The organism is Streptomyces hazeniae (assembly GCF_031845485.1).
Taxonomy (GTDB): Bacteria; Actinomycetota; Actinomycetes; order Streptomycetales; family Streptomycetaceae; genus Streptomyces; species Streptomyces hazeniae.
The window spans coordinates 86886-109661 of sequence record NZ_JAVREQ010000018.1; the positions used below are offsets into that span (position 1 = coordinate 86886).

At 68.8% G+C, this 22776-nt stretch carries 18 protein-coding genes; 4 read left to right on the plus strand and 14 right to left on the minus strand.

What is annotated here, in order from left to right; translation table 11 throughout:
• Positions 1-127: 127 nt before the first annotated feature.
• From RM572_RS19520 to RM572_RS19585, 14 genes are all read right to left on the minus strand, one after another.
• On the minus strand, positions 128-856 hold the full coding sequence (locus RM572_RS19520; protein WP_311674637.1) for a 4'-phosphopantetheinyl transferase family protein: 729 nt from the start codon (positions 854-856) through the stop codon (positions 128-130).
• A gap of 3 nt (positions 857-859) precedes the next feature.
• A complete protein-coding gene (locus RM572_RS19525; protein ID WP_311674638.1) occupies positions 860-1834 on the minus strand; it encodes a ParB/RepB/Spo0J family partition protein in 975 nt (324 codons plus the stop codon).
• Between the two features lie 38 nt (positions 1835-1872).
• Positions 1873-3039, minus strand: coding sequence for an MFS transporter (locus RM572_RS19530; RefSeq protein ID WP_311674639.1), 1167 nt, complete (start codon positions 3037-3039; stop codon positions 1873-1875).
• A gap of 358 nt (positions 3040-3397) precedes the next feature.
• The gene (locus RM572_RS19535) at positions 3398-4054 is read right to left on the minus strand and encodes an HAD family hydrolase (protein ID WP_311674641.1); all 657 of its coding nucleotides are present in this window, start codon (positions 4052-4054) and stop codon (positions 3398-3400) included.
• Positions 4055-4228: 174 nt separating this feature from the next.
• Positions 4229-4750 (minus strand): chloramphenicol phosphotransferase CPT, encoded by a 522-nt coding sequence (gene cpt, locus RM572_RS19540; RefSeq protein ID WP_311674702.1) that lies wholly within the window; start codon positions 4748-4750, stop codon positions 4229-4231.
• A gap of 5 nt (positions 4751-4755) precedes the next feature.
• Positions 4756-5610, minus strand: a complete 855-nt coding sequence (locus RM572_RS19545; protein ID WP_311674642.1) for a TauD/TfdA dioxygenase family protein — start codon at positions 5608-5610, stop codon at positions 4756-4758.
• Positions 5611-5612: 2 nt separating this feature from the next.
• On the minus strand, positions 5613-6890 hold the full coding sequence (locus RM572_RS19550) for an ATP-grasp domain-containing protein (RefSeq protein ID WP_311674643.1): 1278 nt from the start codon (positions 6888-6890) through the stop codon (positions 5613-5615).
• Positions 6887-8482 carry an MBL fold metallo-hydrolase gene (locus tag RM572_RS19555; protein ID WP_311674644.1) on the minus strand — a complete coding sequence of 532 codons (1596 nt, stop codon included), beginning with the start codon at positions 8480-8482 and terminating at the stop codon, positions 6887-6889. Before RM572_RS19555 ends, RM572_RS19550 begins: the two co-directional genes overlap by 4 nt.
• 1 nt (position 8483) lies before the next feature.
• Entirely contained in the window at positions 8484-9470 is a 987-nt protein-coding gene (locus RM572_RS19560) for a class I SAM-dependent methyltransferase (RefSeq protein WP_311674645.1), read from the minus strand.
• Between the two features lie 4 nt (positions 9471-9474).
• Positions 9475-12321: an AMP-binding protein gene (locus tag RM572_RS19565; RefSeq protein ID WP_311674646.1), complete on the minus strand. Its 2847-nt coding sequence runs from the start codon at positions 12319-12321 to the stop codon at positions 9475-9477.
• Between the two features lie 51 nt (positions 12322-12372).
• Positions 12373-13536 (minus strand): hypothetical protein, encoded by a 1164-nt coding sequence (locus RM572_RS19570; RefSeq protein ID WP_311674648.1) that lies wholly within the window; start codon positions 13534-13536, stop codon positions 12373-12375.
• 267 nt (positions 13537-13803) lie between these two features.
• On the minus strand, positions 13804-15369 hold the full coding sequence (locus RM572_RS19575) for an APC family permease (RefSeq protein WP_311674649.1): 1566 nt from the start codon (positions 15367-15369) through the stop codon (positions 13804-13806).
• A 105-nt stretch (positions 15370-15474) separates the two neighbouring features.
• Positions 15475-16821, minus strand: coding sequence for an aminotransferase-like domain-containing protein (locus tag RM572_RS19580; protein WP_311674650.1), 1347 nt, complete (start codon positions 16819-16821; stop codon positions 15475-15477).
• A gap of 40 nt (positions 16822-16861) precedes the next feature.
• Positions 16862-18133: an ATP-binding protein gene (locus RM572_RS19585; protein ID WP_311674651.1), complete on the minus strand. Its 1272-nt coding sequence runs from the start codon at positions 18131-18133 to the stop codon at positions 16862-16864.
• Positions 18134-18582: 449 nt separating this feature from the next.
• On the opposite strand from RM572_RS19585, the gene RM572_RS19590 reads away from it, so the two are divergent.
• The 4 genes from RM572_RS19590 to cmlS all read left to right on the plus strand — a co-directional run bounded on the left by RM572_RS19590 (position 18583) and on the right by cmlS (position 22774).
• Positions 18583-18891 carry a hypothetical protein gene (locus tag RM572_RS19590; protein ID WP_311674653.1) on the plus strand — a complete coding sequence of 103 codons (309 nt, stop codon included), beginning with the start codon at positions 18583-18585 and terminating at the stop codon, positions 18889-18891.
• Positions 18892-18904: 13 nt separating this feature from the next.
• On the plus strand, positions 18905-19594 hold the full coding sequence (locus tag RM572_RS19595; protein ID WP_311674655.1) for an SDR family NAD(P)-dependent oxidoreductase: 690 nt from the start codon (positions 18905-18907) through the stop codon (positions 19592-19594).
• Entirely contained in the window at positions 19595-20977 is a 1383-nt protein-coding gene (locus tag RM572_RS19600) for a class I adenylate-forming enzyme family protein (RefSeq protein WP_311674656.1), read from the plus strand.
• Between the two features lie 81 nt (positions 20978-21058).
• The gene (cmlS, locus tag RM572_RS19605; protein WP_311674657.1) at positions 21059-22774 is read left to right on the plus strand and encodes a chloramphenicol-biosynthetic FADH2-dependent halogenase CmlS; all 1716 of its coding nucleotides are present in this window, start codon (positions 21059-21061) and stop codon (positions 22772-22774) included.
• Positions 22775-22776 lie beyond the last annotated feature (2 nt).

The window sequence follows — 22776 nt, forward strand, 5'->3', positions numbered from 1 at the left end:
GGCTCCGCCGTCGCGTCGGGACCGGTCTGTGGCACGGGTCGGGTCGTGCAGGGCGGCGTCGTGCACGACCCACGACCCGCACCGGTGCCGGCACCGGTGCGGAAGAAGACGTCTGCGCGGCCTGAACTCAGGTGCGGGGCAGGCTCTCCACGGCAAGGGATGCGTCGGCAGGGAGAGGGCCACCGTTCCGGGCGGGTCGGGGGGCGTTGCGCTCTACCGTGATCGCCGTGGCGACGTGGCCGCCACTCGTGGCCCACCGCCCGTGGAATCCGGTCAGGGGCCGCCCCAGGAGGTGTGGACCCCGGGTGTGGAGCCGGGCCGTGAACGTGCCGTCCGGCACGATCACGATCGTCGCCTGCTGGAACCCCAGCCATCTGCGGGCCACGGGGAACCAGGCCTTGTAGACCGATTCCTTCGCGCTGAAGAGGAGGCGGTCCCAGGCGACCCCTCCCGCAGCCGGCAGTCCCGCCAGCATGTCGAGCTCCTCGGGGCGTGCGACGGCCCTCAACACCTTCCCGGGGAGGGCCTCGTGGGGCTCGGCGTCGATCCCGAGCGTGACCACGTCGGCGCTGTGGGCCACGGCGGCGGCACGGTACCCCGGGCAGTGCGTCATGCTGCCGACCACGTGGTCCGGCCAGCTGGGCGCGCCGTACTCACCGGGCACCAGGGGGACGGGGGCGTGCCCGAGGGTCGCGAGGGCGTCCCGAGCGCAGGCGCGGACGGTGGTGAACTCGGCCTTCCGGCGGGCGACCGCGCCGGCGACGACGACCTGTTCCTCGGGGAACAGCGCGGCGTCGAGCCGGTCCGTGGAGGACTGCGATCCGCACACGGCCGGAGGCAGGATGTTCTCCAGCACGTGTCAACCGGCGAGTGAGTCTTCGATCCTGCGGAGTTCCTGAGCGACCTCCATGAGGTCGTCCGCGCAGGCCGAGAGCAACTCCGCGACAGCGGTGCGGCCATGCATCGGGATGGCGGGGGCGAGCCGCTTCCAGTCCTCCGTGCTGCACAGCTGTGTACGGAGCTGGTGCAGCACGAACCTCCCGTTCTCGCTGAGCCGGAGCGACGGATCCTTGCGGAGCCTGTTGAACATCTCGATCCGCTGCGCGGGGTCGGAGACGGCCTCGACGACCTGACGCTCGACCACGACCGGGATGCTCGCCGGGGATGCGTCCAACCCCTTGCGCTGCCTCTCCGGGACCGGCTCCTGGCCGCTCGCCAGGCGTCGCCGGACGTCCCGGACGGTTCCCACGGAGATGCCGGCCTGCCGGGAGATCTCCCGCAGGGAGGCCGACGGATTCTCCCGGATCATCTCCGCCGCGGCGACACGTCCGGCCGCCGTGCTCGACGGGCGGGCCCGGCCGTCACAGCCGATGCGCACGTCGGCCCGTGCGCCCTCCTGGCCCGTCTGCCGACGGATCGTTCCGACACTCCGGGCGCTCAGGCCACTCGTCCTGGCGATGGCCCGGTCGGACCAGTCGGGGTGGTAGCGGAGTATGCGCAGCGCCGCCTGCTTCCGCTCCTCGCGTGACAGCGGGAGACCGTGCTGCGCGTTGGACTCCACGGCGACCATGAACGCCGCGCAGTCGTCACCGTCGAACCACTCGGCGGCGAGGGTGTGTTGACCGCGCAGTTTCACCGCGTGCACCCGGTGCATGCCATCCACCACACGCATCGTCTCCCGATGCACCAGGATCGGCTGGAAATCGGCGTCACTCTCCGCCAGCCGTCGCACGTGCTCGAGATTGATGCCGAAGCGCGGGGAATCGGCCTGACGCAGGGATCTCACCGCGATCTGGAAGCTGCCTTCCGGGCGGCAGCCTGGTTCTTCCGACATGGATTTCTCCTGGAGACGAACGACTGAGGAGTGCGGAGCTACGCGTGCGAATAGCTGGGCCGCATCGCGCGCAGGCTCACCACCGACAGCAGGAGTGCCACGACGGAGGCGCAGATGATGGCCGTCGGCACTGACAGGTGGGACGTGGCAACGGCGATGTAGGCACCCGACAGCGGGAGGCCGAGCAGGGAGAGAATCATCGTGATCGAAATGGTCAGTGCGTAATTCTCGGACGGCATGGCCGCGTTGCGGACCACTCGCGCATGCACCGAGAAGGCCACCAGGGGGCCTGCCACCAGACAGAACGACAGGGCGAGGACCGGCACACCGGTGGAGAAGGCGAGCAGAAGCGGACTGGCCGGAATAATCAGGGCCGCGGCGACACCCAGCGGTTCGACCAGTTCCTTCTCCGCGATCTTCGAACTCGAGAGGAAATAGACGAACGATACGAGGGCCGCGAGGCCGTACACGCTCCCGAGGTACACCTCGGACTGCCCCTCGATGTGCAGAACCAGATCGGGAAGGGCCGTGTACATGAGCCCGAAGGCGAAGTTCGTCGACATCATGAGAATGCCGAGCCAGCGCAGCGTGACGCTGGTGCCGACGAACCTGAACGCGTCCTTGATCGCCTTGAAGGTGTTGCCCACGGACACCTGGCTGCGGTGCTCGTCGTGAGGCATGGCCCGGGCGAGCAGCAGGAGCAGCAGATAGCTCACTGCGGAGATGAGGAAGAGCAGGTGAGGGGCGACATGTACGACGATCCACGCGCCGCAGATCGGCACGATGACCTGCATCGACTGTTGGTTGAACTGGAAGAAGGAGAACGCTTTCGCCACTTCGTCCTTGCTCTTCAGGACGGTGATGTGCTTCTCGAAAGCGACATAGGCGAACAGATTGAACAGCGAGAGAATGCCGCCCACGATGATGTACGCCGCAGCGCTCTCGGAGCCCATGAGGATTCCGAAGAAGAGAAAGCACACGGCCAGTCGGATCGCGTTCGATCCCAGAAAGACGTTCCGTACGCCGTACCGGTCGACGACGATGCCCGTGAGTGGCAGCATCATAATGGTCGGTAACCACTCGACCAGAAACGAGACCCCCGAGGACTGCACACTGCCCGTGGCGCGGTACACCATCAGGGGAATGGCGAAGAGGAGAAACCGCTCAACGAAAGTCTGAAAGAGTAGATAAACCCTGAGCGACAAGAATCCTCCCCCGTGACGCCCGGAGAGTTCCTCCGTCGACGTCGACGCACAACAATACGGTTGAGCGACCTGTGGGCTGACTCAACCCGGCTGATCCTGGTCGAGCTCACAGAGGGTTGTCAACCGTGCGATCCTGAACCAAGGGAGTTTCCCTGAGCCGGGCGTGATGACCTGTCAGTGCCGATGGGGCGCGCTATACGAGCCGCAGTCGAACCCGTCCCCCTCCCTCTTCTCGGTGCGGTGTGTGCGCCTCGGCCCGCCCGCACCCGGGCCGGCCCGAACGTCACCCGGCCGCCGGGCGGCTCGGCTTCCTGGGCGCGGTGCGTGCACCTCGCCGGGCAGGGCCACGGCGGCCTCGTCACACACCCGCTTCGCGCCGGGAGGAGAGAATCCGGAACGCCTCGCTGACCGTCTCGACGACCTCGTTCGGCAGGGCGCCGTCGTCCGGCAGCTCCCTGCCCCCCGAGACCCAGATCGTGGACATGCCCAGAGCGGCGGCGGACGCGATGTCGTCCGACAGGGAGTCGCCGACCATCCACCCGCCTTCGAGCGACGTGGCGGCGCGCCGCTCGACGATCCGGAAGGCCTCCGGGTCGGGCTTGCTGACGCCCTCGTCGTGGGCGAAGCAGAGCACGTCGAAGAGGTCGCCCAGGTCGTCCCGCATCTTCGGGCGTTGCTGGTCCTCCCGGCCGTTGGTCAACAGCGCCGTGCGCCAGCCCTGTCCACGCAGCGCCCGTAGGTGCTCCGGCACCCCCTCGACCGGGCGGACGAGGCGCGGCCAGCGCTCCCAGAACAGCTGCCGGAGTTCGGACGGGCTCTCGGTGAAGCCGAAACGGTCGACGATGGCGCGGAACGTCTCCGCCGGAGACACCGGCCGTTGCTGCTCCTCCCGCAGGAAGGCCAGCCCGTCCGGCCCGAGGGCCCGCTGCTCGGTCAGCTCCACGAACCAGCGGTCGATCCCGCCGATGCTGTCCACCAGCGTGTCGTCGAGATCGAATATGACGAACTTCTTCACCCGTGATCACTCTTCCTCGGGGCGGGACGACAGCGGGAACGACGGTGCGAGCCCCGCACCGCAGCGGGGGCAGTGCGGCGGCTGGTGCGCAGCCACGTCGGTGCGAGCACGGTGGCGGCACGGCCGACCCCCCTGCGGGCGGTCGGCCGTCCGGCCGCGACGGTTCACCTCACGTCAGGCGACGTGCTTCGCGATGACGCGGGCGCACTCGACGGATTCGGTGTGGCTGGTGTCGACCTCGACGTCGTAGACGACGTCCTTGTGCACCTTCTCCGCCTGCGAGGCGGCCATCCCGGGGACCCGGTCACCGCGGGCGATCTCCCGGCCGGCAGCGACCTCCGGGTCGCACCGCACGCCGACCCAGAGCACGTCGAGCCCCTCGAGGCGCTCGCGGAGCCGGTCCTGCGAGTCCTTTCCACCGAGGAAGACGTCGTCGATGATGATCCGCCCTCCGGCCCGCGCCATCGCCGCGATGCCCGCGGTCCACGCGGACTCGGCCTCGCGGAAGTCGGAGCCGACCTCGACCTCCCCGTCCTTACCGAGCTCGACGCCCCCGTCCGACTGCATCATCCTCGCGGGCAGCGCCTCGATGAGGTCGTCCACGCCGAGGCTGATCCACGGCTGGGGGAGAAGGGACTGCAGGCAGCGGGTGATTCCGGTCTTGCCGGAGCTGGATCCGCCGTTGACAACGATGATCTGAGTCACTTGATCGGCATGCCTTCCAGGGTGATGCGTTCCATCTTGCGGACGTGTGGTGCGTAGTCGGAGACCGCGTAGTGCTGGGTCGCGAGGTTGTCCCAGATCGCGACGTCGCCCTCTTCCCAGCGGAAGCGGCACTGGAACTCCGGCCGCCAGGCCAGGCGGTGGACCAGGTCGAGGATACGGCGGCTCTCCTCGTCACCGACCCCTTCGATGCGGACGCCGGAGACCTTGTTGGAGAACAGCACCTTCTCCCCCGTCAACGGGTGCGTCATGACCAGCGGGTGCGACTGGGCGGGGAGCCTCTCCTGCATCTCGCGGAGCACGTCCTCCCTGCCTTTGAAGGCACGGCGGTAGATCTGCACCCAGTCGTGCACGACCCGCAGTTCGGCGAGCTCCGACTTCACCGAGTCGCTCAGCGAGTCGTAGGCCTTGCCCATGTTCGCCCAGCAGGTGTCCCCGCCCGTGGGCGGTATCCGCACGGCCCGAAGAACCGAGGCGAAGGGCGGTTCCTCCCGCCAGTTGAGGTCGCTGTGCCAGGAGTTCAGGTTCCCCGTGGTCTTCTCGTCGTGGTAGAGACCGGTGATCTCGGGGTACTCGGGGTACGGCTGGAACGGTGAGATGCCGGTGATCACCTCGCTCTCACCCGCCGTGCGGAAGGGGTGCACCTCCTTGTTGCCCAGTGCCCCCACCATCTGCGTGAAGGTGGCCGGGCTGAAGTGCTGGCTCTTGAAGAACACCACCTTGTGCTGCAGCAGCAGCTCCATCACGAAGTCCCGGAACCCCGGATCGGCCGCATCCATCCGGTAGTCGTCGACGACCACCCCGATGTGTGTGCCCAGCCTGGTGCGTGCCATCGCTAGTCTCCCGCCTTCGTGGTGAGTGTGTACGTGTCGACGATCCGGGCCATGCTCTGCTCCACCGAGGCCGTGGACGGGCCGCCGACCAGGAACCTGCCGCCGGTGCGCCAGACGTTGCCGCGCCCGTTCAGTACGTCGCCCACCGCGGGAACCTCGGCGCTCAGGATCGCGTCCGGCAGCTCCTCGAGCCCGGTGACGCCGAGCACGTGGACGGAGCCCTGGGCCCCCAGCGGCATGTACAGCCATCCGGAAGCGCCCGGGTCCGGCGTGTCCAGCATGGTCTTCGGGGTGATCACCTCCGACGGCCTGCCCGTGCAGGCGAGCACCGCCTCCTTGGCGAGATCGACGCCGAAGACCGTGCGCTGGTGCCACGAGATGCCGGCGCCGCCGAAGCGGTTGCCGATCTCCAGGAAGACCAGTTCGTCGTCGGGAGTGTGGAACAGCTCCATGTGGAAAGTGCTGTCCGTCAGGCCCAGCGTGTCGAGTACCAGCGCAGTGAACTCCCGCATGCGCTCGGTGAGTTCGGGGCTGTCCGAGGTCACCGCGGCGAGTGGCTGATGGCCGTGCTGGAAGTTGAAGCAGGTGTCGAGGTAGCGGGAGGTGCAGAACCAGCGCATCTCGCCGGCGCGGACGACTCCGTCGATGTGGTAGATGGGGCCCTGCACGAACTCCTCGACCTCGTGCCCCTCCTCCAGGCCGCCCTCGGCAGCGAGGGCGAGGAGCGCGTCGGCGTCGTCCAGGATGCGCACTCCGATGCTCGCACCCTGACTGCGCGGCTTGAGCACGATCGGCCCCGGTGGCACCGGTGCCAGGAAGTCCTCCAGCTCGGACCTGCCGGTTTCCGGGCCGACCGGCAGGAAGCGCGGCACGGGAACGCCCGCCGCCGCCAGTGTCTCCTTCATCGGCACCTTGTCCCGGCACAGCAACGCGGTCCGCACGTTCGTGCCGGGGAGCCCGAAGCGCTCGCGCAGCCGTGCGGCGGGGAGCGTCGTGTGCTCGTACAGCGCCACGATCGCGTCCGGTGCTCCGAACTCGGCGGACAGTTCGTCGACGAGGTCGCACATGCGGTCGTAGGCGCGGTCGTAGGTGTCCAGGTCCGCCGAGTCCGGCAGGTCCAGGAGAGCGATCCGGGCGAACCGCGACGCCAGCTCCTCGGGGAGCCGGGTCAGGCTCCCGCGCGCCATCACCGCCGTCACGTGGTCGGCGTCGAAGTCGACCGTGTGGGCCTCCGAGGCGTGGAACCCGATATGGACGACGTGCTGCTTCCCGGTGGTCACGGGCGCACCTCGATCGTCTCGTGCAGGTACAGCCGCTTGGACGTGCCCCCTCGCTCCTTCACGTACGCCACCAGCTTGTCGCTGTCGATCATCGCCGGGTGCTTCTCGTCGTACTCGACGCACATCACGGCGCCGAGCCAGGGCTCCTGCCCCATCGCGTACACGTAGACCGCGTCCGCCTGGAGCGTGTCGACGATCGCCGCGCCCTGCTCGAAGTTGCTGCCCTTGAGACGGCGGCCCGCGTCGATCCTGCGTTCCAGCTTCTCCGGGAAGAGCGGCCCGTACAGCCAGCTGACCGGGGCGCCCACGCTCTCCATCCCGATGAACACCGTGTCCACCCGGCCCACGCTCGCCGTGATCTGCGCGTACAGCTGCGGCGAGATGTTGGTGGAGTCGGCGGCGAACAGTACGCGGGTGCCGTCCAGGTCGAGGAGCCAGCCGCACTTGGTGCGGATCCTGACGTCGCCGTGCTCGCCGAGGAACGGCAGCGCGGTGATGCTGCCGCCGGGTGTGGCGAGTGATTCGAGGTCGTCGAGCTCCACCACGTCGTGGAAGCCGAGCCTTCCCAGAATCCGCTTGAGGTCGGGGTCCACCAGACTGGAGTTGGCGGACTTCGCGATGACGACCCTGCCCACCCGGTGCCGGATCTTCAGCAGGGTCTCCAGGAGCATGTGGTCCTGGTGGTTGTGCGTGATCATCACGTAGTCGATGCGTTCGGGCAGGTCGTCGAAGGTGAACCTGCCGTCGCTCTCCTGCGAGTAGCCGCTGTAGCTGATCACCGGGTCGACCAGGAACGTGGTGCCCCGGTTCCGGACGAACACGCACGCGTGGCCGACGTACTCGATGGCGTCCGGTGCGTCCTGCGTGTCGGCTGTCGGCTCGGGAGTCTCCTCGAAGAAGCTCCTGAAGGTGGCCGCGCGCTCACCGTCGAGGCCGAACTCCGCCGTGATGCGTTCCAGGTCCTTCGGGTCGAGGCCCCCGGCGAAGACCTCGTCGAGCAGGGGAGAGTCCAGCGGAACGGTGACCAGGACCTGCTCGGGCGTGTACTCCAGGACGGGCGTGGTGAGAGCGAACTGCCGGGCGTCCTGGTCGATCGTGGAGAACCGGACCTGCTGCAGTCCCGGGTCGAAGTAGGGGGAGGCGTAGAGCAGCGGCTCGATGAACCGGTAGTCGGGCGTGCGGTTGTCGCGGTTGTAGAAGAGCTCCACCCGCCCCGCCAGCGGCTCGGGCAGTCCGCGGTACGCCGGTTCCATGGATGCGCCGCTCAGTTCGGGCAGGATCTTCTGTTCCAGCTCGTCGATGGAGTCGGCGAGGTCGAGGAGCGGGGCGAACTGCTCGCGGGAGGACGCGTACCACTCCTTGACCTTCTCGTACGAACCCTCCTGCTCGTGCACGAAGGGCCCGCCCTGGAAGCGGGCCTGCTTCAGCGCGGTGCGGTGGGCCTCGGGCTTGTCCAGGAAGGATTCGACGATGTTCCGGTAGTGATTCTTCAGATACTTCGCCAGCGTCTGCGGGGGCAGCAGGTACGACCAGGCGTACCATCCGGCGACGGCCGGCTCCGCGATCACGTTCTTCTTCAACGACAGGGTCACATCAGCCTCCGAGTTCGCAGACGTAGTACTGGAAGACGCAGTCGTCCTGCCGCGCAGTGGTCTGCAGCACCCGCAGCCCTGCGCCCGCGAGGTCGATGGCATCGAGCAGGACCGGGCTGTGTCCGAGCAGCACCATCGAGCCGCCGGGACGCAGAGTGGCGACGAGCCGCGGCAGGATCTCCCGTGCCCGGGCCGTCGAGACGACCTCGGAGTTGAGGAAGCGGCTGAAGACGATCTCGGCGCTTCCCGGCTCCGGCTCGGGGTGCATCGCGTCGCCGTGGTGCACCCGGTCCAGACGCCCCTTGGCGTACTCGGTCATCTCCCGGCTCAGGTCCTGGCCTACGGTCCTGATCCGCTCCGGGTTGAGCGTCGCGAACTCGGACAGGAACCGGCCGGTCGAGCAGGCCGGGTCGTAGGCGAGGACGTCCTCGGCGAGGGCACGGAACCGCGGTCCGAACAGGTCCTTGGTGTAGCGGCGTATGTGCTCCTCGCCCATGCTCAGGTAGGCGTCGCGCTCGTCGCTGACCAGCCATCCGTCGGGTGGGCTCGTCTTCTCGCTGCCCTGCTCCCGCTGCTTGGTGAAGGGGTGGACGATCTCGGTGAGGGGCGTGATCGCGTCGAACGCCGCACGGCGCTCCGTCTCTGCGAGGGGGCGGAAGGCGACCCGCGCGTCGGCCGCCGAAGTGCGGAAGGACTCCAACTCGCCGACGACGTTGTACCAGTACACCCGGCTGCAGAACATGCCCGGCATGTCCCGCTCCAGTACGTACCCGGAGATCGTCTTGTACCCCGCGTACCAGCGCTCGCCGACCCGGAACACGAAGAGCCGCTCGGGCCTTCCGGTCAGCTCCTCGCGCAGGGAGTGGCCGTCGGCATGTCTCCAGCGGGAGAAGTCTCCTTCCTGGAGCTCCTTCCGGGCCCCGATCTCCTCCTCGAGGACTGCCGGGTCGAGGGGCTCCCCCCGGTGCCAACCCTTCTCGGTGTCCATTTCGCTACGCTCCCAGGTAGGTCTGCCGGAGTTCCCGGATGATCTGCCGGTCCGTGGCGCCGACCGATGTGGCCCATCCGGCTGCCGCGCCCAGCTGCTGCCGGAGGGCTGCCAGGATGCGGACGTCAGCGCCGCCGGATTCCGTGACGGTGCTGAGCCACTCCTCGGGGCTGACCAACGAGTCGGCGTCGAGGCCGAGTTCGGCGAGCAGTTGGTGACGGTCGTAGGTGCGGTGCACCAGAACGGAACGGGTGCCGGCGCTGTCCGAGCCGGCCGCGGCCAGCAGGTCGTCCACCACGTCGGAGACGTGGCAGACCGGGACGAGGCCCTCGAGCCGGGGCGCCGCGCCGTGCCGCAGCGAAAGCCGCAGGAGCTGGGCGAAGACATCCCGGTCCAGGAACTCGCCCTCGCGGGCGTTGTGCCCGTACACCAGGCCGGCACGCAGCACGTCGACGCCGCAGTGTTCGCTCTCCAGCGCGCCGACGTACGCCTCGGCGACGAACTTCGACTGCGAGTAGGGGTCGCCCACCGCAGCCAGCGCATCCTCGGTCAACGGCAGGAAACGTGGGCCGGCCGAGGCGGCGGAGAGGAACACGAAGCGGGAGGCGTCCCGTGCGGCCGCTGCGCGGACCAGCGCGCCGGTTGTTGCCACGCTGCCGCTCAACTGGCGTTCCAGCGGGAGCAGATGGTTGACCTCGTAGCCGCAGTGGATGACGGCGCCCCAGCGGCCGGAGCCGGCCCCGGAGCCGCCCCGGGCGAGCGCCTCGAGGTCGTCGTAGCCGAGGAACTCGATGCCGGCCAGGTCTTCGTGCGTTCGTTCGAAGCGCGCGCAGTGCCGCGTCACCAGCTGCCGCGGGTCGCTCGTCGTGACCACGGTGACGCGCCGGCCGTCGTCGAGAAGCCGGTCGAGGACGTGCCCGCCGATGAAGCCGCCGGCTCCGGTGACGGTGAACGTGTCGGCGCGGGCCGTTCCGGTCGGCCGTGCCGGGCGCAGCGCGGCGAGGGCCGCCGGCAGCTCGGCGAGCTCCGCGGCGACGGTGTCGAGCACCTGCCGCTCGGGGGAGCTCGCCGCTCCCGGCCGGCCACGCAGACCGGTGAGGAAGCCCTCGATCGTGAAGTCGTAGTTGAGCAGGTCGAAGACGGCCTGGACGGGGTCCTCGCCGTAGATCTCGCTGAGCTCCACCTGGATGCGCACCAGCGCGAGCGAGTCCGCCCCGGCGTCGAAGATGGAGACGGCGGGTTCGATCTCGGTGCCCAGGACGTTCTTCACGACCGTGCGGACGACCTCCCCGTCGTCGCCCGGCTCCGGGGCGTCGCTCGGGCCGCCGGGCCCCTCCTCCTGGGCGCGTCGTGCCAGCGCCCTCAGCGCCGCCTTGTCCGCCTTGCCGCTGTCGGTGACGGGGAGTTCCGTCAGCCCGAGCAGCACGTCCGGCATCTCCCACGCCGGAAGCAGTTCACGCAGCCACGACCTCAGCTCTTCCTCGGACCGGTCCGTCGCGGTGTGCGCCATGATCAGCGACGTGCCGTCCGCGACCAGGACGACCGAGGCGTCCGTCAACTGCGCCAGCCAACCGCCCAGTTCGGTCAGGCCGATGCGGTGGCCCAGGCGTTTCACCTGTTCGTCGAGCCGCCCCAGGTAGTACACCTCACCGTCGCGCAGTTCGACCTCGTCACCCGTGTGATAGGCGGGCGTGCCCTCGACCGTGGTGAAGGGCCCCGGTCCGTCCCCGGAGACGCCCTCGTAGCCGAGCGCCACCCCGGCGCCCAGCAGGACGAGTTCGCCCCGGCCCGCCTCGCTGTAGGTGTTGCTGCCGGGGTCGTGGATCCGGGCCGAGCAGCCGTCGATGGGCCGGCCGATCGAGGCGGTGAAGCGTGAGGGCTCGGCGACGCTGAAACAGACCGTTCCTTCGGTGGGACCGTAGGCGTTGAGGACACGGCTGTAGCGGGCGGCCGCGCGGAACTCCACCTCGGACAGGGCCTCACCGGCGAAGACGACGGTGCCGATCGCCTTGCGTGCCTCGTCGTCGAAGCGCGCGTACACCGACGGGGGCACCGTCATGATGTCGCAGGCGTTGGTCTGGAGATGGCGACCGACCGCGCTGAGCCACGAACCGCCGTCCCAGGCGGGAACGACCAACTGCGCGCCGGCGTGGACCGCGACCAGGATCTCGGCGACGGAGGCGTCGAACGACAACGAGGAGAACTGGAGCATCCGGTGGCCGGGCTTCACGCCGAACAGCCGGGTCTGGGCACGGCAGAGGTTCTCGATCCCGGCGTGGCCGACGTTCACCAGCTTGGGCCGGCCGGTCGAGCCGGACGTGAAGATGGAGTACGCGATCTCCTGCGCCGGCCACGCGACGGGCGCCGAGTCCGCCGCGTCAGCGGCCGGGGCCGCCGCCGCGGCCGGTGCGACGTCGTCGGTTCCCAGCACGCACGCGGCAGTGCCGTCCTCGCGGAGGGCGTCCAGCGAGTCCTGCGTGCAGCAGATCACGGCGTCGGGTGCGGCCAGCCGCACCGCTTCGCACATGCGTTCCGCGGGCAGGCCGGGATTGAGCGGGGTGTAGACGAGCCCCGACCGCATCACGGACAGCGCCCACACGAGCGCGTCGGCGGTGTGCTCGCCCACCACGACGACCCGTCCGCCGTCGGGGGAGAGCCGACGCAGCTGTGTCGCGCGGTCCCGGGTGGCCTCGTCGAGGTCGGCGTACGACCACGTTCGCGCGCCGGACTCCAGGGCCGTCATGGCGCCGTGCCGCGTGAGGTGGTGTGCGACGAGCTCAGGTAGATCCACGGGGAACACGTCCTTCTTCGACTTGCTGAACCAGTTGAACCCGCCGTGGCGGAACAACACGGCGGAAGGGCACCTGACGGGAGGCGGCTGCGGACGACTGCGGCGGCCCGGTCACCCGGCGTGCCCGTGCGGTCCGCCGCCGGCCCCGACGCGGTCGTCGAGCCGGCCGAGGATGTCCGTGACGACCTCGGGCGGCAGGAATCTGTTCTTGTACTGCAGCCGCAGCAGCGGGGGCCCCGGCATCGACCGGTCGGCCAGGAACTTCAGGTCGTCGAAGATGCGGTGGCTGCGTACCGGAATCCATTGCCAGAGGTCCGGTTCGGGGCGCATGAGCGTCGTGTCCGACACGACGATGCGTGGCATCCGAGCGCGGGCCAGGGCGGCGCCGAACGAGGGGAGGTCGGACAGGGAGAAGCGACCGAGGGAGTCGTGGAATTCCCGGGTCTGCCGGAAGTACTCCGGCGTGTAGTCCGCCGCCGATTCGCCGCGCACCACCAGAGGTTTGATCTCGACGAAGTATCCGCCCTTCCGCGCGAATTCCCAGCGCGAGACCGGATACTGCAGCACCAGGCCCCCGCCGATCGTCCGGAGCACGATGTCGGTGACGGCGCTGAGGAGGTCGTCGAAGGAGATGCCTCTGCGCAACGGCAGCCACTGCTCGCTGGATTCCGAGATCACGGGAATTCCCCTGCGCCCCGGTTCGGGCACGGCGCCGAGTGCCTTCTCCACCACGTCGGGGTCGGCCGGAGGCAGCGCGGCGTACCTGGCCACCAGCGCCGCGTGGTCGCGGTAGCGGGCGCCGACGCGGCGGGGCGCAGTACCCCGTAGATGGGCCCGTACCGCCTTGAGCACGGCCACCGCGTCTCCCAGGTCGACGACCAGGTGGTTCAGCTTGACGAAGACCACGTGCTCGCCGTCCGAGCGGGGCCAGCAGGCGATGAGGGCCGCCTCGTCGAGTCGCAGCGGGCGGCCGTTGTGGTAGTCCGACATCGGCTCGGCGAGCTGGTCCGTGCCGCCGTCCATGGGTGTTTCGTGGACGACGCAGGTCGCGGTCACCTCGGACTCGTCGATGCCGAGGAGATGCGCCAGCGCACTGGTGAGACCGAATGCGCGGAGCAATTCCACCACGCCGGCCGGATCGTCCGCGCGCTCCGGGTCCAGCTTGCCGATCCAGGCGGCGCACGGGTTGATGTCGCAGTCCAGGTCGAGATCGCGGAGGAAGCTGAAGAGGCCCCGCACGCTGAGCGCGTCGGGACGCAGAGAAAGGCCGGGCATCAGCGCTCAGTTCCTTCTAAGGGGCGTGCGGCAGGACTCGGTGTGCTCACGAAGTCGGGTGGCAGCTTGGAGTTTGTCGATCCGTGCGGGATTTCTCAAGGGCGTGCACATGCAGGCGGACGCGGGGTGCGGAACGTCCCGTGCAACTGCGGAATGTCTCACTTGAACGGGCGTCCGTCCGGCCGGGAAGTGCGCGGCGAACGGACGGCCGCGGGGAGCGGGCGCACCGTGGTCGCGGACGCCTCGCACCCCGCTGGCCTCAGGAGGTCACGACGGGCGGCGACGCAGGTACGCCGCGCCGGAGCGAACCCCCCAGTGGTAGGTGAGCACCCCGAACACGGCCACGGCGACGGTGTCCCACGGAGCGGGGACGATCCCCGCGCCACCGAACGTGCCGAGGCCGGAGAGGACCAGTTGCCAGGACATGAACGCGAGCAGCCACAGCCCGGTCCGCAGCTCGGTCATGATGTCGAGTTCGCGGCGGCGCAGCGCGACGAAGAGGAGGACCGCGGCCATCATCGCCGGCAGCGCCGTGCGCAGCGTCTCCCACGAGGCCCAGTAGACCAGCTCCGAGCCGACGACGAAGCCGGCCGGAGCGATCCAGCGCAGCCCGCGGACCCAGCCCGCGAGACGCTCGGGTGCCGCGACGCGGAAGGTGCCCGCGGCCACGGTGCACAGCGAGTAGGTGAGCAGCGCGAGCACCCCCACCATGCCGATGATCTCCTGCCAGCCCTCGGCGGGGAGCAGGCACACCATGCTGAGCACGAAGTTCAGCGCCAGCGCGTTCCTCGGCACCCCGGCCCGGTCCTGCACGGCGGCGAACCGCCGCGGCAGCCCGCGGTTCTTGGCCACGCCGTACGTCTCGCGGCTGCCGGCCGCGACCATCACGTACGTCGAGCCCGACGGCGAGAACACGGCGTCGGCGTAGATGAGAGTGGCGAGCCAGCCCAGGTTGAGGAGCAGGGCGAGTTCGCCGAACGGCGAGGAGAAGCTCAGCCCCGTCCAGCCCGAGCTGAGGCTGGCCTCCGGCACGGCGAGGACGAAGGCGAGCTGCAGGACGACGTTCAGCGCGACGGAGAGCACGATGGCGGTCAGCACCGCGCGGGGGATGTCCCGGCGCGGGTTGCGTGCCTCGCCCGACAGCTCGATCGGCGTGGCGAAGCCGTTGAGGGCGTAGATGATCCCCGCCCCGGCGATCGCGGTCAGTGAGGCCGACCAGCCGTAGGGCGCGAACCCGCCGCCGGCGGAGACGTTGCCGGGGTGGAAGCTCGACACGAGCAGCGCCACCACGGTGACGACCGGTATGAGGACCTTGATCACGGTGGCGACGAGGTTCAGGCGTGCGAACAGCTTGACCCCGAACCAGTTCAGCACCACGAGCACGAGCAGCAGCGCGGCGCCGACGGCCTTGCCCGACACGGACAGGGAGCCGTCCACGAACAGTCCGGGCAGGTACCGGTCCGCGTACTGCACGATCGCGGACGCCTGGGCCGCCATCGAGTTGGCGACGGCGAGCAGCACGGCCCAGCCGACGAGGGTGCCGGCGAGCGGCCCGTTGGCGATGAAGGGCCAGCGCACCAAGCCGCCGGACTCCGGGGTCCCTGAGCCCAGTTCGACGAGGACCAGTGCGATCAGCGTGAGCGCCGCGCCCGCGATGACCCATGACAGCACGGCCGCAGGGCCCGCGGCGGCGGCACCGTAGAAGGCGCCGAACAGCCAGCCGGAGCCGATGATCGCGCCGAACGCGATCCCCGTGAGGCTCCAGAATCCGAGCTCGCGCCGCAGCTTGTGGTCCTGGCCGGGCTTCGAAGGCGTGGGGGGTTCAGCCGTCATCGTCACGCGATCACCCCGTCCGCCGTGGCCCGGGCAACGGGCACGGCCGGTCGCAGAGTCGTGGGTTCCATCTCCTGGGCTCCTTGTGCCGCTCGGGCGGTGATGTCAGGTGCGGTCGGCGATGAGCGCGGCGAGGCGCTCGATCCCCAGAGCGATCTGTCGGTGCGTCAGCACGCTGTACGACAGGCGTATCTGGCGAAATCCGCCGTTACCCGCGTAGAAATGGTGAAGGGGGGTCCACAGCACACCGAAGTGGCTCGCGGAGTACTCGAGCATGGCGTCGTCCGCGCGGAAGGGAAGCGTGACCACCGCGAACATGCCGCCCTTGGGGGCGTTCCAGGACACTCCGGCGCCGCTCATGGGCCCGCCTGCGCCGAACCACTCCTCCAGGCCGGTGAGGACGGCCCGCAGATTCCCGCGGTAGACCTCGGCCTCCCGCGCGGAGGCGCGCTCCACGCTGCAGCCGTTCTCCAGCAGGTATCCGCCGATGACCGCCTGGGCGACCGTCGACGTGTTGAGGGTGAGCATGCTCTTGAGCTTGGCCAGCTCGTCGGCGAACAGGGAGCCTCCGACGACGGACTGGTCCGCCACCACATACCCCACCCGCGCTCCGGCGAAGGCGGTCTTGGCGAACGACCCGAAGTAGACCACGCGTCGCTCCGCGTCGAGGGACTTGAGCGTGGGCAGCCGTTCACCGCCCGAGTGGAACATCGAGTACGGGTTGTCCTCGAGAAGGAGGACGTCCTCGCGTGCGGCCAGGTCGAGAAGAGCGCGCCGGTCCGCCAACGGCATGCTGGCACCGCTGGGGTTGGCGAAGTCGGGCACCACGTAGACGGCGCGGGGGCGCAGCCCTTCGGCCCGGGCGCGGCGGATCTTCTCCTCCAGGTCGGCCACGTCGATGCCGTCCGGGCCCTCGCGCACGGCTCTCACGGGCATGTCGACGAGGCGTGTCGCGCCGAGGAACCCGACGTACGACGGGTACGCGGCGAAGACGACGTCGCGGGTGTCGGTCCGCAGCGCCCGGAGCACCAGGACCGTCGCCTCCTGCACGCCGGTGGTGACGACCACCGACTCGGGCTCGACGTCGAGCCCTTCGTCGTTCCGCAGGTGCCGGGCGATCAGGTGGTGGATGAACCCCTTGGTGCGCCCGTACTGGAAGAACGTGCGCCGCGTGGCCTCGGGGCTCAGACCGAGCTCGTCCGTGAGGTGGTTCTCGAAGGCGCTCATGTAGCGGCCGAGGTCGGCGACGTCGTAGAAGCCCTCGTACGGGCGCCCGGCCGCGAAGGACACGGCGTCGGGGAAGCGTCCCGCGATCTCGTTGAGCAGGGTCATGGAAGTGAGCGCGGGGTCGTTCACCGACGCGTGGAGCGGGCCGGTGGACGACCGCGTCTCCGGGGGCACGTCGGCCAGGTCGGCGGGACCACCGCTCAGACCCTCGGACATACGCGTCATGGGACGTGGGTCCTGTTCTCGTCGTGGGATCGGCTCCGGGTCAGTCGGTCAGGGCACGGGCGCGCAGTTCGACCAGGCGCTCCGGGGCTTCGAGGTCGGCCAGTACCTGTTCCTGGTCCTCACCGACGGCCACGACGTGCGCGTAGCGGGTCAGGAAGGCCTCCGGCGGGGGCGCGAGGCGCCCGCCGGGGCGCGCGGTGACGCGCGTCTCGTGGATCGTCGGACCGAACCGCTCCTCGTGCACGACGACCTCGACGACCTCGCAGGTGCGCTCGGGCGGCAGGAAGCGGATTCCGGCGAACCGGCGGAACTCCGGGGTGGTGTCGGGCTTCCGGCCGGCGGCGACGTGGGCGGCGGCGACCGTGGGGTCGACGCCGGAGGCCAGCAGACCGACGTAGGGGATCAGGTCCCCGCCGAGGCGGGCGTTGACCTCCACGAGGCGGGGGCCCTGGGGAGTGAGCTTGAACTCGGAGTGGGTGGCGCCGTCGACGTAGCCCAGCGCGCGGTGGATCTCCTGCAACTGGCCCATCAGGTCCTCGTCGCCGAGCAGTGGGTCCTGCGCGTCGACGTCGTGCCCGGTCTCCACGAAATACGGTGCGCCGCCGAGGCGCTTGCGGGCCAGGACGGTCGGCGTGACCTCTCCGCCGTGGACGACGGCGTCGATGCTGATCTCCGGCCCGGTCAGGAACTCCTCCACCAGGACGTTCTCCTCGTGGCGGGACAGGCCCAGGGCGTCCGTCCCGTCGGCGGCGGCGAAGGCGTCGGCCACCTCCCCGGCGCTGTCGACGCGCACGACCCCGGCGCTGCCGGCCATCGCGCGGGCCTTGACGATCACCGGGTACCCGATCTCCTCGGCCGCGGCGAGCGCCTCCTGCGCGTTGGTGACCGTGCGCGACGCCGGCTGGGGCACGCCGGCGGCGGTGAGTACGGAGCGCGTGGTCGCCTTGTCGCGGCAGGCGCTGACGGCCTCCGGCGGACTGCCGGGCAGGCCGAGGTCCTGAGCGAGTCGTGCGCAGAAGACGACCTGCGATTCGTCGTAGGTGAAGACCCCCACGACCGGCAGCGACGTCGTGAGCGCTTCCGCCGCCTCGCGCAGGGCCTCCGGGTCGCGGGTGTCGACCCGGGTGGCACCCTCGCAGTACGTCAGCTGCCAGGTCGCCTCCGAGGAGTCCAGGAGCCACAGCCTGTAGTGCTGGGAGACGGCGGCCAGGATGTACTCGCGGTAGGGGCGGAACCCGCTGCCCACGAGCAGCAGGACGGGAGCGGTGTCCCGAAGCGTGGCGTCGGAACGGCGGATGGCCTGTTCAGTCATGGCTTTCCTTTGCGATCACGGAGAAGGCCTGCATTCACGTAGCGCTGGGGAAACTGCTCACAGGCGGCCGCTCCGCGTATAGCACGACACACTGGAAGGCTCGTCGGATCTGGTTTCCGAATTCGCGGCGAGAGGCACCGTGAAGTGAACAAGACGTCAAGCGGACGAGATTCTTACCGGGGTGCCGAGACCCTGTCAACAGAGTTCGGAGAGAGCGTCGCACCCCCGGGAGCACGTCCGTGCGAGGAGAGAGGCAGGCGGGGCCGACCGGCGGCGTAAGTGCAGGTCGGGGCCTGGTCGAGAGGTCGCCGTGCAAGTGAGCAACAGCGCAGTTGCACAGTCGTTCGCGCATTCTGAACGACTCTTGCGCGTCGCACCGGCGTATGCGATAAAGGTCCGGGCGTTGGCTCTGACGCATCTGAATAGGGCCCAGTAGAGGGAGGCCGGCCTTGACGGATCGAATCCTGCAGATCATCGTCGATGCGATCGACGACATCAACACGATGCGCGAAGAGAAGATACCCACCGACAATGTCCTCGACCTGTGCCTCTACGGCAATGACGGGATATTCGAGTCGATGTATCTCGTGGCCTTCCTCTCGCAGGTGGAGGAAAGTCTTGAGGATGAATTCGAGGTGGAGGTCACTCTCGCTTCGGAGAAGGCCGTCTCACTCCGGGTGAGTCCGTTCAGCAGTGTCCGTCGGCTGATCGCGTTCATTGAGGAGGAGCTGCAGTTGGTCGGTGCCGACGCGGCGTGACCGCATGAAAATAATGATCACCGGCACCCGGACCGGGATCGGCAGGTCACTTGCCGAGCACTTCCTCGAGACCGGGCACGACGTCATCGGGTGCAGCAGGAAACCGTCCGCCATCGACCACCCGCGTTACGGGCACCATCAGGTCGACGTCACCGACCTCTCCCAGGTCAAGAAGATGTTCCGTGCGGTACGGAAAGAGCACGGTCACCTGGACGCGTTGATCAACAACGCGGGCACGTCCACCATGAACCACTTCATGACGACTCCGGAATCCGTCGCCAGGGACATCTTCGACGTCAACTTCTTCGCCGTCCTGAACTGTTGCCGCGAGGCCGTGAAACTGCTGCGCAAGTCGGACGAGCCGAGTGCCGCGATCCTGAACGTGAGCACGATCGCGGTGCCCTGGGCGCTGGAGGGGCATCTGGCCTACTCGGCAAGCAAGAGCGCGGTCGAGCAACTCGTCCGGGTCATGAGCAAGGAGCTGTCCGGCTTCGGTGTCCGGGTCAACGCCATCGGGCTGCCACCGGTCCGCACGGTGCTCACCCGGACGGTCGCACAGTCCCACATCGACGCACTGATCGAACGCCAGGCGATACGGCGCATGTGCACGACGTCCGACATCACAGGGCCCGTTGAATTCCTCATCGGACGGCAATCGGCTTTCGTCACCGGCGAGACGCTATTCCTTGGGGGGGTGCACTGAGTGCGGGACGAACTGATACGGCGGTTCACGAACTTCGGCACGCGAACCGCGATACTCGATCAGGCGGACGGATTCACCTACCGGGAACTCCTGGAGCGGATCCGGTACACGCAGGATGTACTGGAGAAGCACGGTGTGGCTCCGCACGACGTCGTGGTCGTGAACGGCAACTACTCGCTGGGTTCCATAGCGACCCTGCTCGCCCTGTTCCTCAACAGGAACGTCGTCGTCCCGCTGGTGACGCTCAACGAGCGGGACCTGGACACCGTCACCGAGCACTGCCGGCCCCGGTTCCTGGTGACGCCGGACGGTGCCGAACTCGGTGTCGAGGAGCTCGCGGCTCCGTCGTCCGGACCCGCCGCCATGATCGGTCGGCTCAGCGACGAGAAGGCCGCGGGACTCGTCCTGCTCAGCAGCGGCAGCACCGGCGCCCCGAAGGTCATCCTGCACAGCCTCGACGCGCTGGTCGGGGAGAAGCTGGAGAAGCGCCCCCGGCGCAGCGAAACCCCGCTGAACATCCTCATGGTGCTGATGTTCGACCACATCGGTGGCATCAACTCCCTGCTCAGCGCGCTTCTCGTCGGCAGCACCGCGGTCCTGCCGCGCGACCGCGCCCCCGAGGAGATCTGCCGGCTGATCGAGCGTCACGGCATCCGGGTACTGCCCGCGAGCCCGACGTTCCTCAATCTGATCCTCATGGGCGGCTATCACCGCACCTACGATCTCAGCAGTCTGCGGCTGGTCACCTACGGCACCGAACCGATGTCCGACGAACTGCTCAAGCGCGTCAACCGGAACTTTCCCGGAGTGCGGCTGCTCCAGACCTTCGGCACGAGCGAGACCGGGATCGCGACGACGACCAGCGAGTCGTCGAGCAGCACCTACTTCAAGATCTCGGACGCCCACGTGGAATACCGGATCGTCGACGGCGAACTCCAGCTCAAGAGCAGGACCCAGTTCCTCGGGTACCTGAACTACGGCGACGACTCGCTCACCGAGGACCACTGGTTCAGGACCGGAGATCTGGTCGAGGAGACCGCGGACGGGTACCTCAGGATCAGGGGCCGGGCGAAGGAAGTCATCAACGTCGGTGGCGAGAAACTCCTCCCGCTCGAACTGGAATCCGTGTTGCTGGGCAGTCCGCTCGTCGAGGACTGCGTGGTCTACGGCAGGCCGAACGCGATCACCGGGCAGACCGTGTGCGTGGACATCAAACCGCTGGGGGAACCGAACCGCGCGGCCCTGCGGAAGCACGTCCTCGAATTCCTCGCCGACAAGGTCGAGCCGTTCAAGATTCCTTCGAAGATCAGCGTGGTCGACTCCGTGGGGATGTCGGAACGCCTCAAGAAGGTGCGGTCGTCGTCGCGCCCCGGCAAGACCTGACCGAACCTCACGCACCCGTTCACACCGGAACGCGCGGCCGACCGGACGCGCCGTTCCTTCCGTTTGTCCCAGGGAGAACAGATGGCACGATCGAAGGTGTCGATCATCGGCGGCGGCCCCGCCGGCTGTGTTGCGGCCCTCACCTTGCAGAAGCTCGGCCACGACGTCGCGGTGTACGAGCGCACCAGGTTCCCGCGCTACCGCATCGGCGAGTCCCTGCTGCCCGGCACGATGTCGATCCTGAACCGGCTCGGACTCCAGGAGAGGATCGACGCGCAGAACTACGTGAAGAAGCCGTCCGCCACCTTCCTCTGGGGGCAGGACCAGGCGCCCTGGACCTTCTCGTTCGCGGCGCCGAAGGTCGCGCCGTGGGTGTTCGACCACGCCATCCAGGTCAAGCGGGACGAGTTCGACCAGCTCCTGCTCGACGAGGCCAGGGCGCGTGGCGTCACGGTCGTCGAGGAGGCCACCGTGACCGACGTCGACCTCTCCCGCCCCGAGGGCGTCGCCCTGACGGTCCGGCAGGGCGACGAGACGACGACCGTCGAGGGCGACTTCGTCATCGACGCGGGCGGCTCGGGCGGACCCCTGGTCCGCAAGCTCGGAGTGCGCAGGTACGACGAGTTCTACAAGAACTTCGCGGTCTGGTCGTACTTCACGATGGAGGACCCGTTCAAGGGAGACCTCAAGGGCACCACGTACTCGATCACCTTCGAGGACGGCTGGGTCTGGATGATCCCGGTCAAGGACGACCTCTACAGCGTCGGTCTCGTCGTGGACCGCTCCAAGTCCGCCGAGGTGCGGGAGATGGGCGCCGACGAGTTCTACCGGTCCACCCTGGCGAAGTGCACCCAGGCCACCGAACTCCTGGCCGGAGCGGACCAGGCCGACGAGGTCCGGATCGTGCACGACTGGTCCTACGACACCGAGGTGTTCTCCGCCGACCGCTACTTCCTCTGCGGGGACGCCGCGTGCTTCACCGACCCGCTGTTCTCCCAGGGAGTGCACCTGGCCTCGCAGTCGGCCGTCTCCGCCGCCGCGGCGATCGACCGGATCACCCGCAACGAGGAAGAACGCGACGCCGTACACGCCTGGTACAACCGCACCTACCGCGAGGCCTACGAGCAGTACCACCAGTTCCTCGCGTCCTTCTACACGTTCGCGTCCTTCACCGAGCCGGACTCCGAGTTCTGGCGCAAGCGGCGGATCACCGAGTCCGACGACGACCGCCTGAGCCGCAGGCAGTGGTTCGAGAAGCTGACCGGCGACGGGCAGGAGGAATCCGGCACCTCGGTCGCCGACTTCCGTGACCGGGCGTCCACGATGATCTCCATCGGGAAGCACCAGCGCCCCGAACTGAGCGACGACTTCTCCGAGGACGAGCTGAACGCAGCCCGGGTGCGCTGGATCAGCGACCTGACCAAGCGGCTCAACCGCATCACCCGGTTCCGGTGGACGGGCGGCAAGGTCCTGCTGAAGCCGCACTACCGGGTCGAGCCGCTCAGCTTCCGCCTCGAACAGCGGGAGATCCTCTCCAACCAGGAGGGGCTCGACATGGCGCAGTACTCCATGGACGAGGAGGTCCGGCAGGTCTTCCAGGACCTCGCGGAGGAGGAGTTCGGGTACAAGGCGCTGGTCAAGCGGCTCGGCCGGGTCGGCAAGCAGGAGCTCACCACGCAGATCGTGCTCCGGCTCATGGAGGCCGGCCTGCTCACCGGCTACGACAAGAACGGCGACCAGGTCGTCGTGCAGGGCCGGCTCCACTTCGGCGGCGTCGGCGTCGAGTACGAGGTCTGATC

Excerpts from the sequence above, each read along its gene's own strand:
- RM572_RS19525 (WP_311674638.1), bottom strand. The coding sequence starts at position 1,834 with ATGTCGGAAGAACCAGGCTGCCGCCCGGAAGGCAGCTTCCAGATCGCG.
- RM572_RS19545 (WP_311674642.1), bottom strand. The coding sequence starts at position 5,610 with ATGGCACGCACCAGGCTGGGCACACACATCGGGGTGGTCGTCGACGAC.
- RM572_RS19560 (WP_311674645.1), bottom strand. The coding sequence starts at position 9,470 with ATGGACACCGAGAAGGGTTGGCACCGGGGGGAGCCCCTCGACCCGGCA.
- RM572_RS19570 (WP_311674648.1), bottom strand. The coding sequence starts at position 13,536 with ATGCCCGGCCTTTCTCTGCGTCCCGACGCGCTCAGCGTGCGGGGCCTC.
- RM572_RS19575 (WP_311674649.1), bottom strand. The coding sequence starts at position 15,369 with ATGACGGCTGAACCCCCCACGCCTTCGAAGCCCGGCCAGGACCACAAG.
- RM572_RS19580 (WP_311674650.1), bottom strand. The coding sequence starts at position 16,821 with ATGACGCGTATGTCCGAGGGTCTGAGCGGTGGTCCCGCCGACCTGGCC.
- RM572_RS19585 (WP_311674651.1), bottom strand. The coding sequence starts at position 18,133 with ATGACTGAACAGGCCATCCGCCGTTCCGACGCCACGCTTCGGGACACC.
- RM572_RS19595 (WP_311674655.1), top strand. The coding sequence starts at position 18,905 with ATGATCACCGGCACCCGGACCGGGATCGGCAGGTCACTTGCCGAGCAC.
- cmlS (WP_311674657.1), top strand. The coding sequence starts at position 21,059 with ATGGCACGATCGAAGGTGTCGATCATCGGCGGCGGCCCCGCCGGCTGT.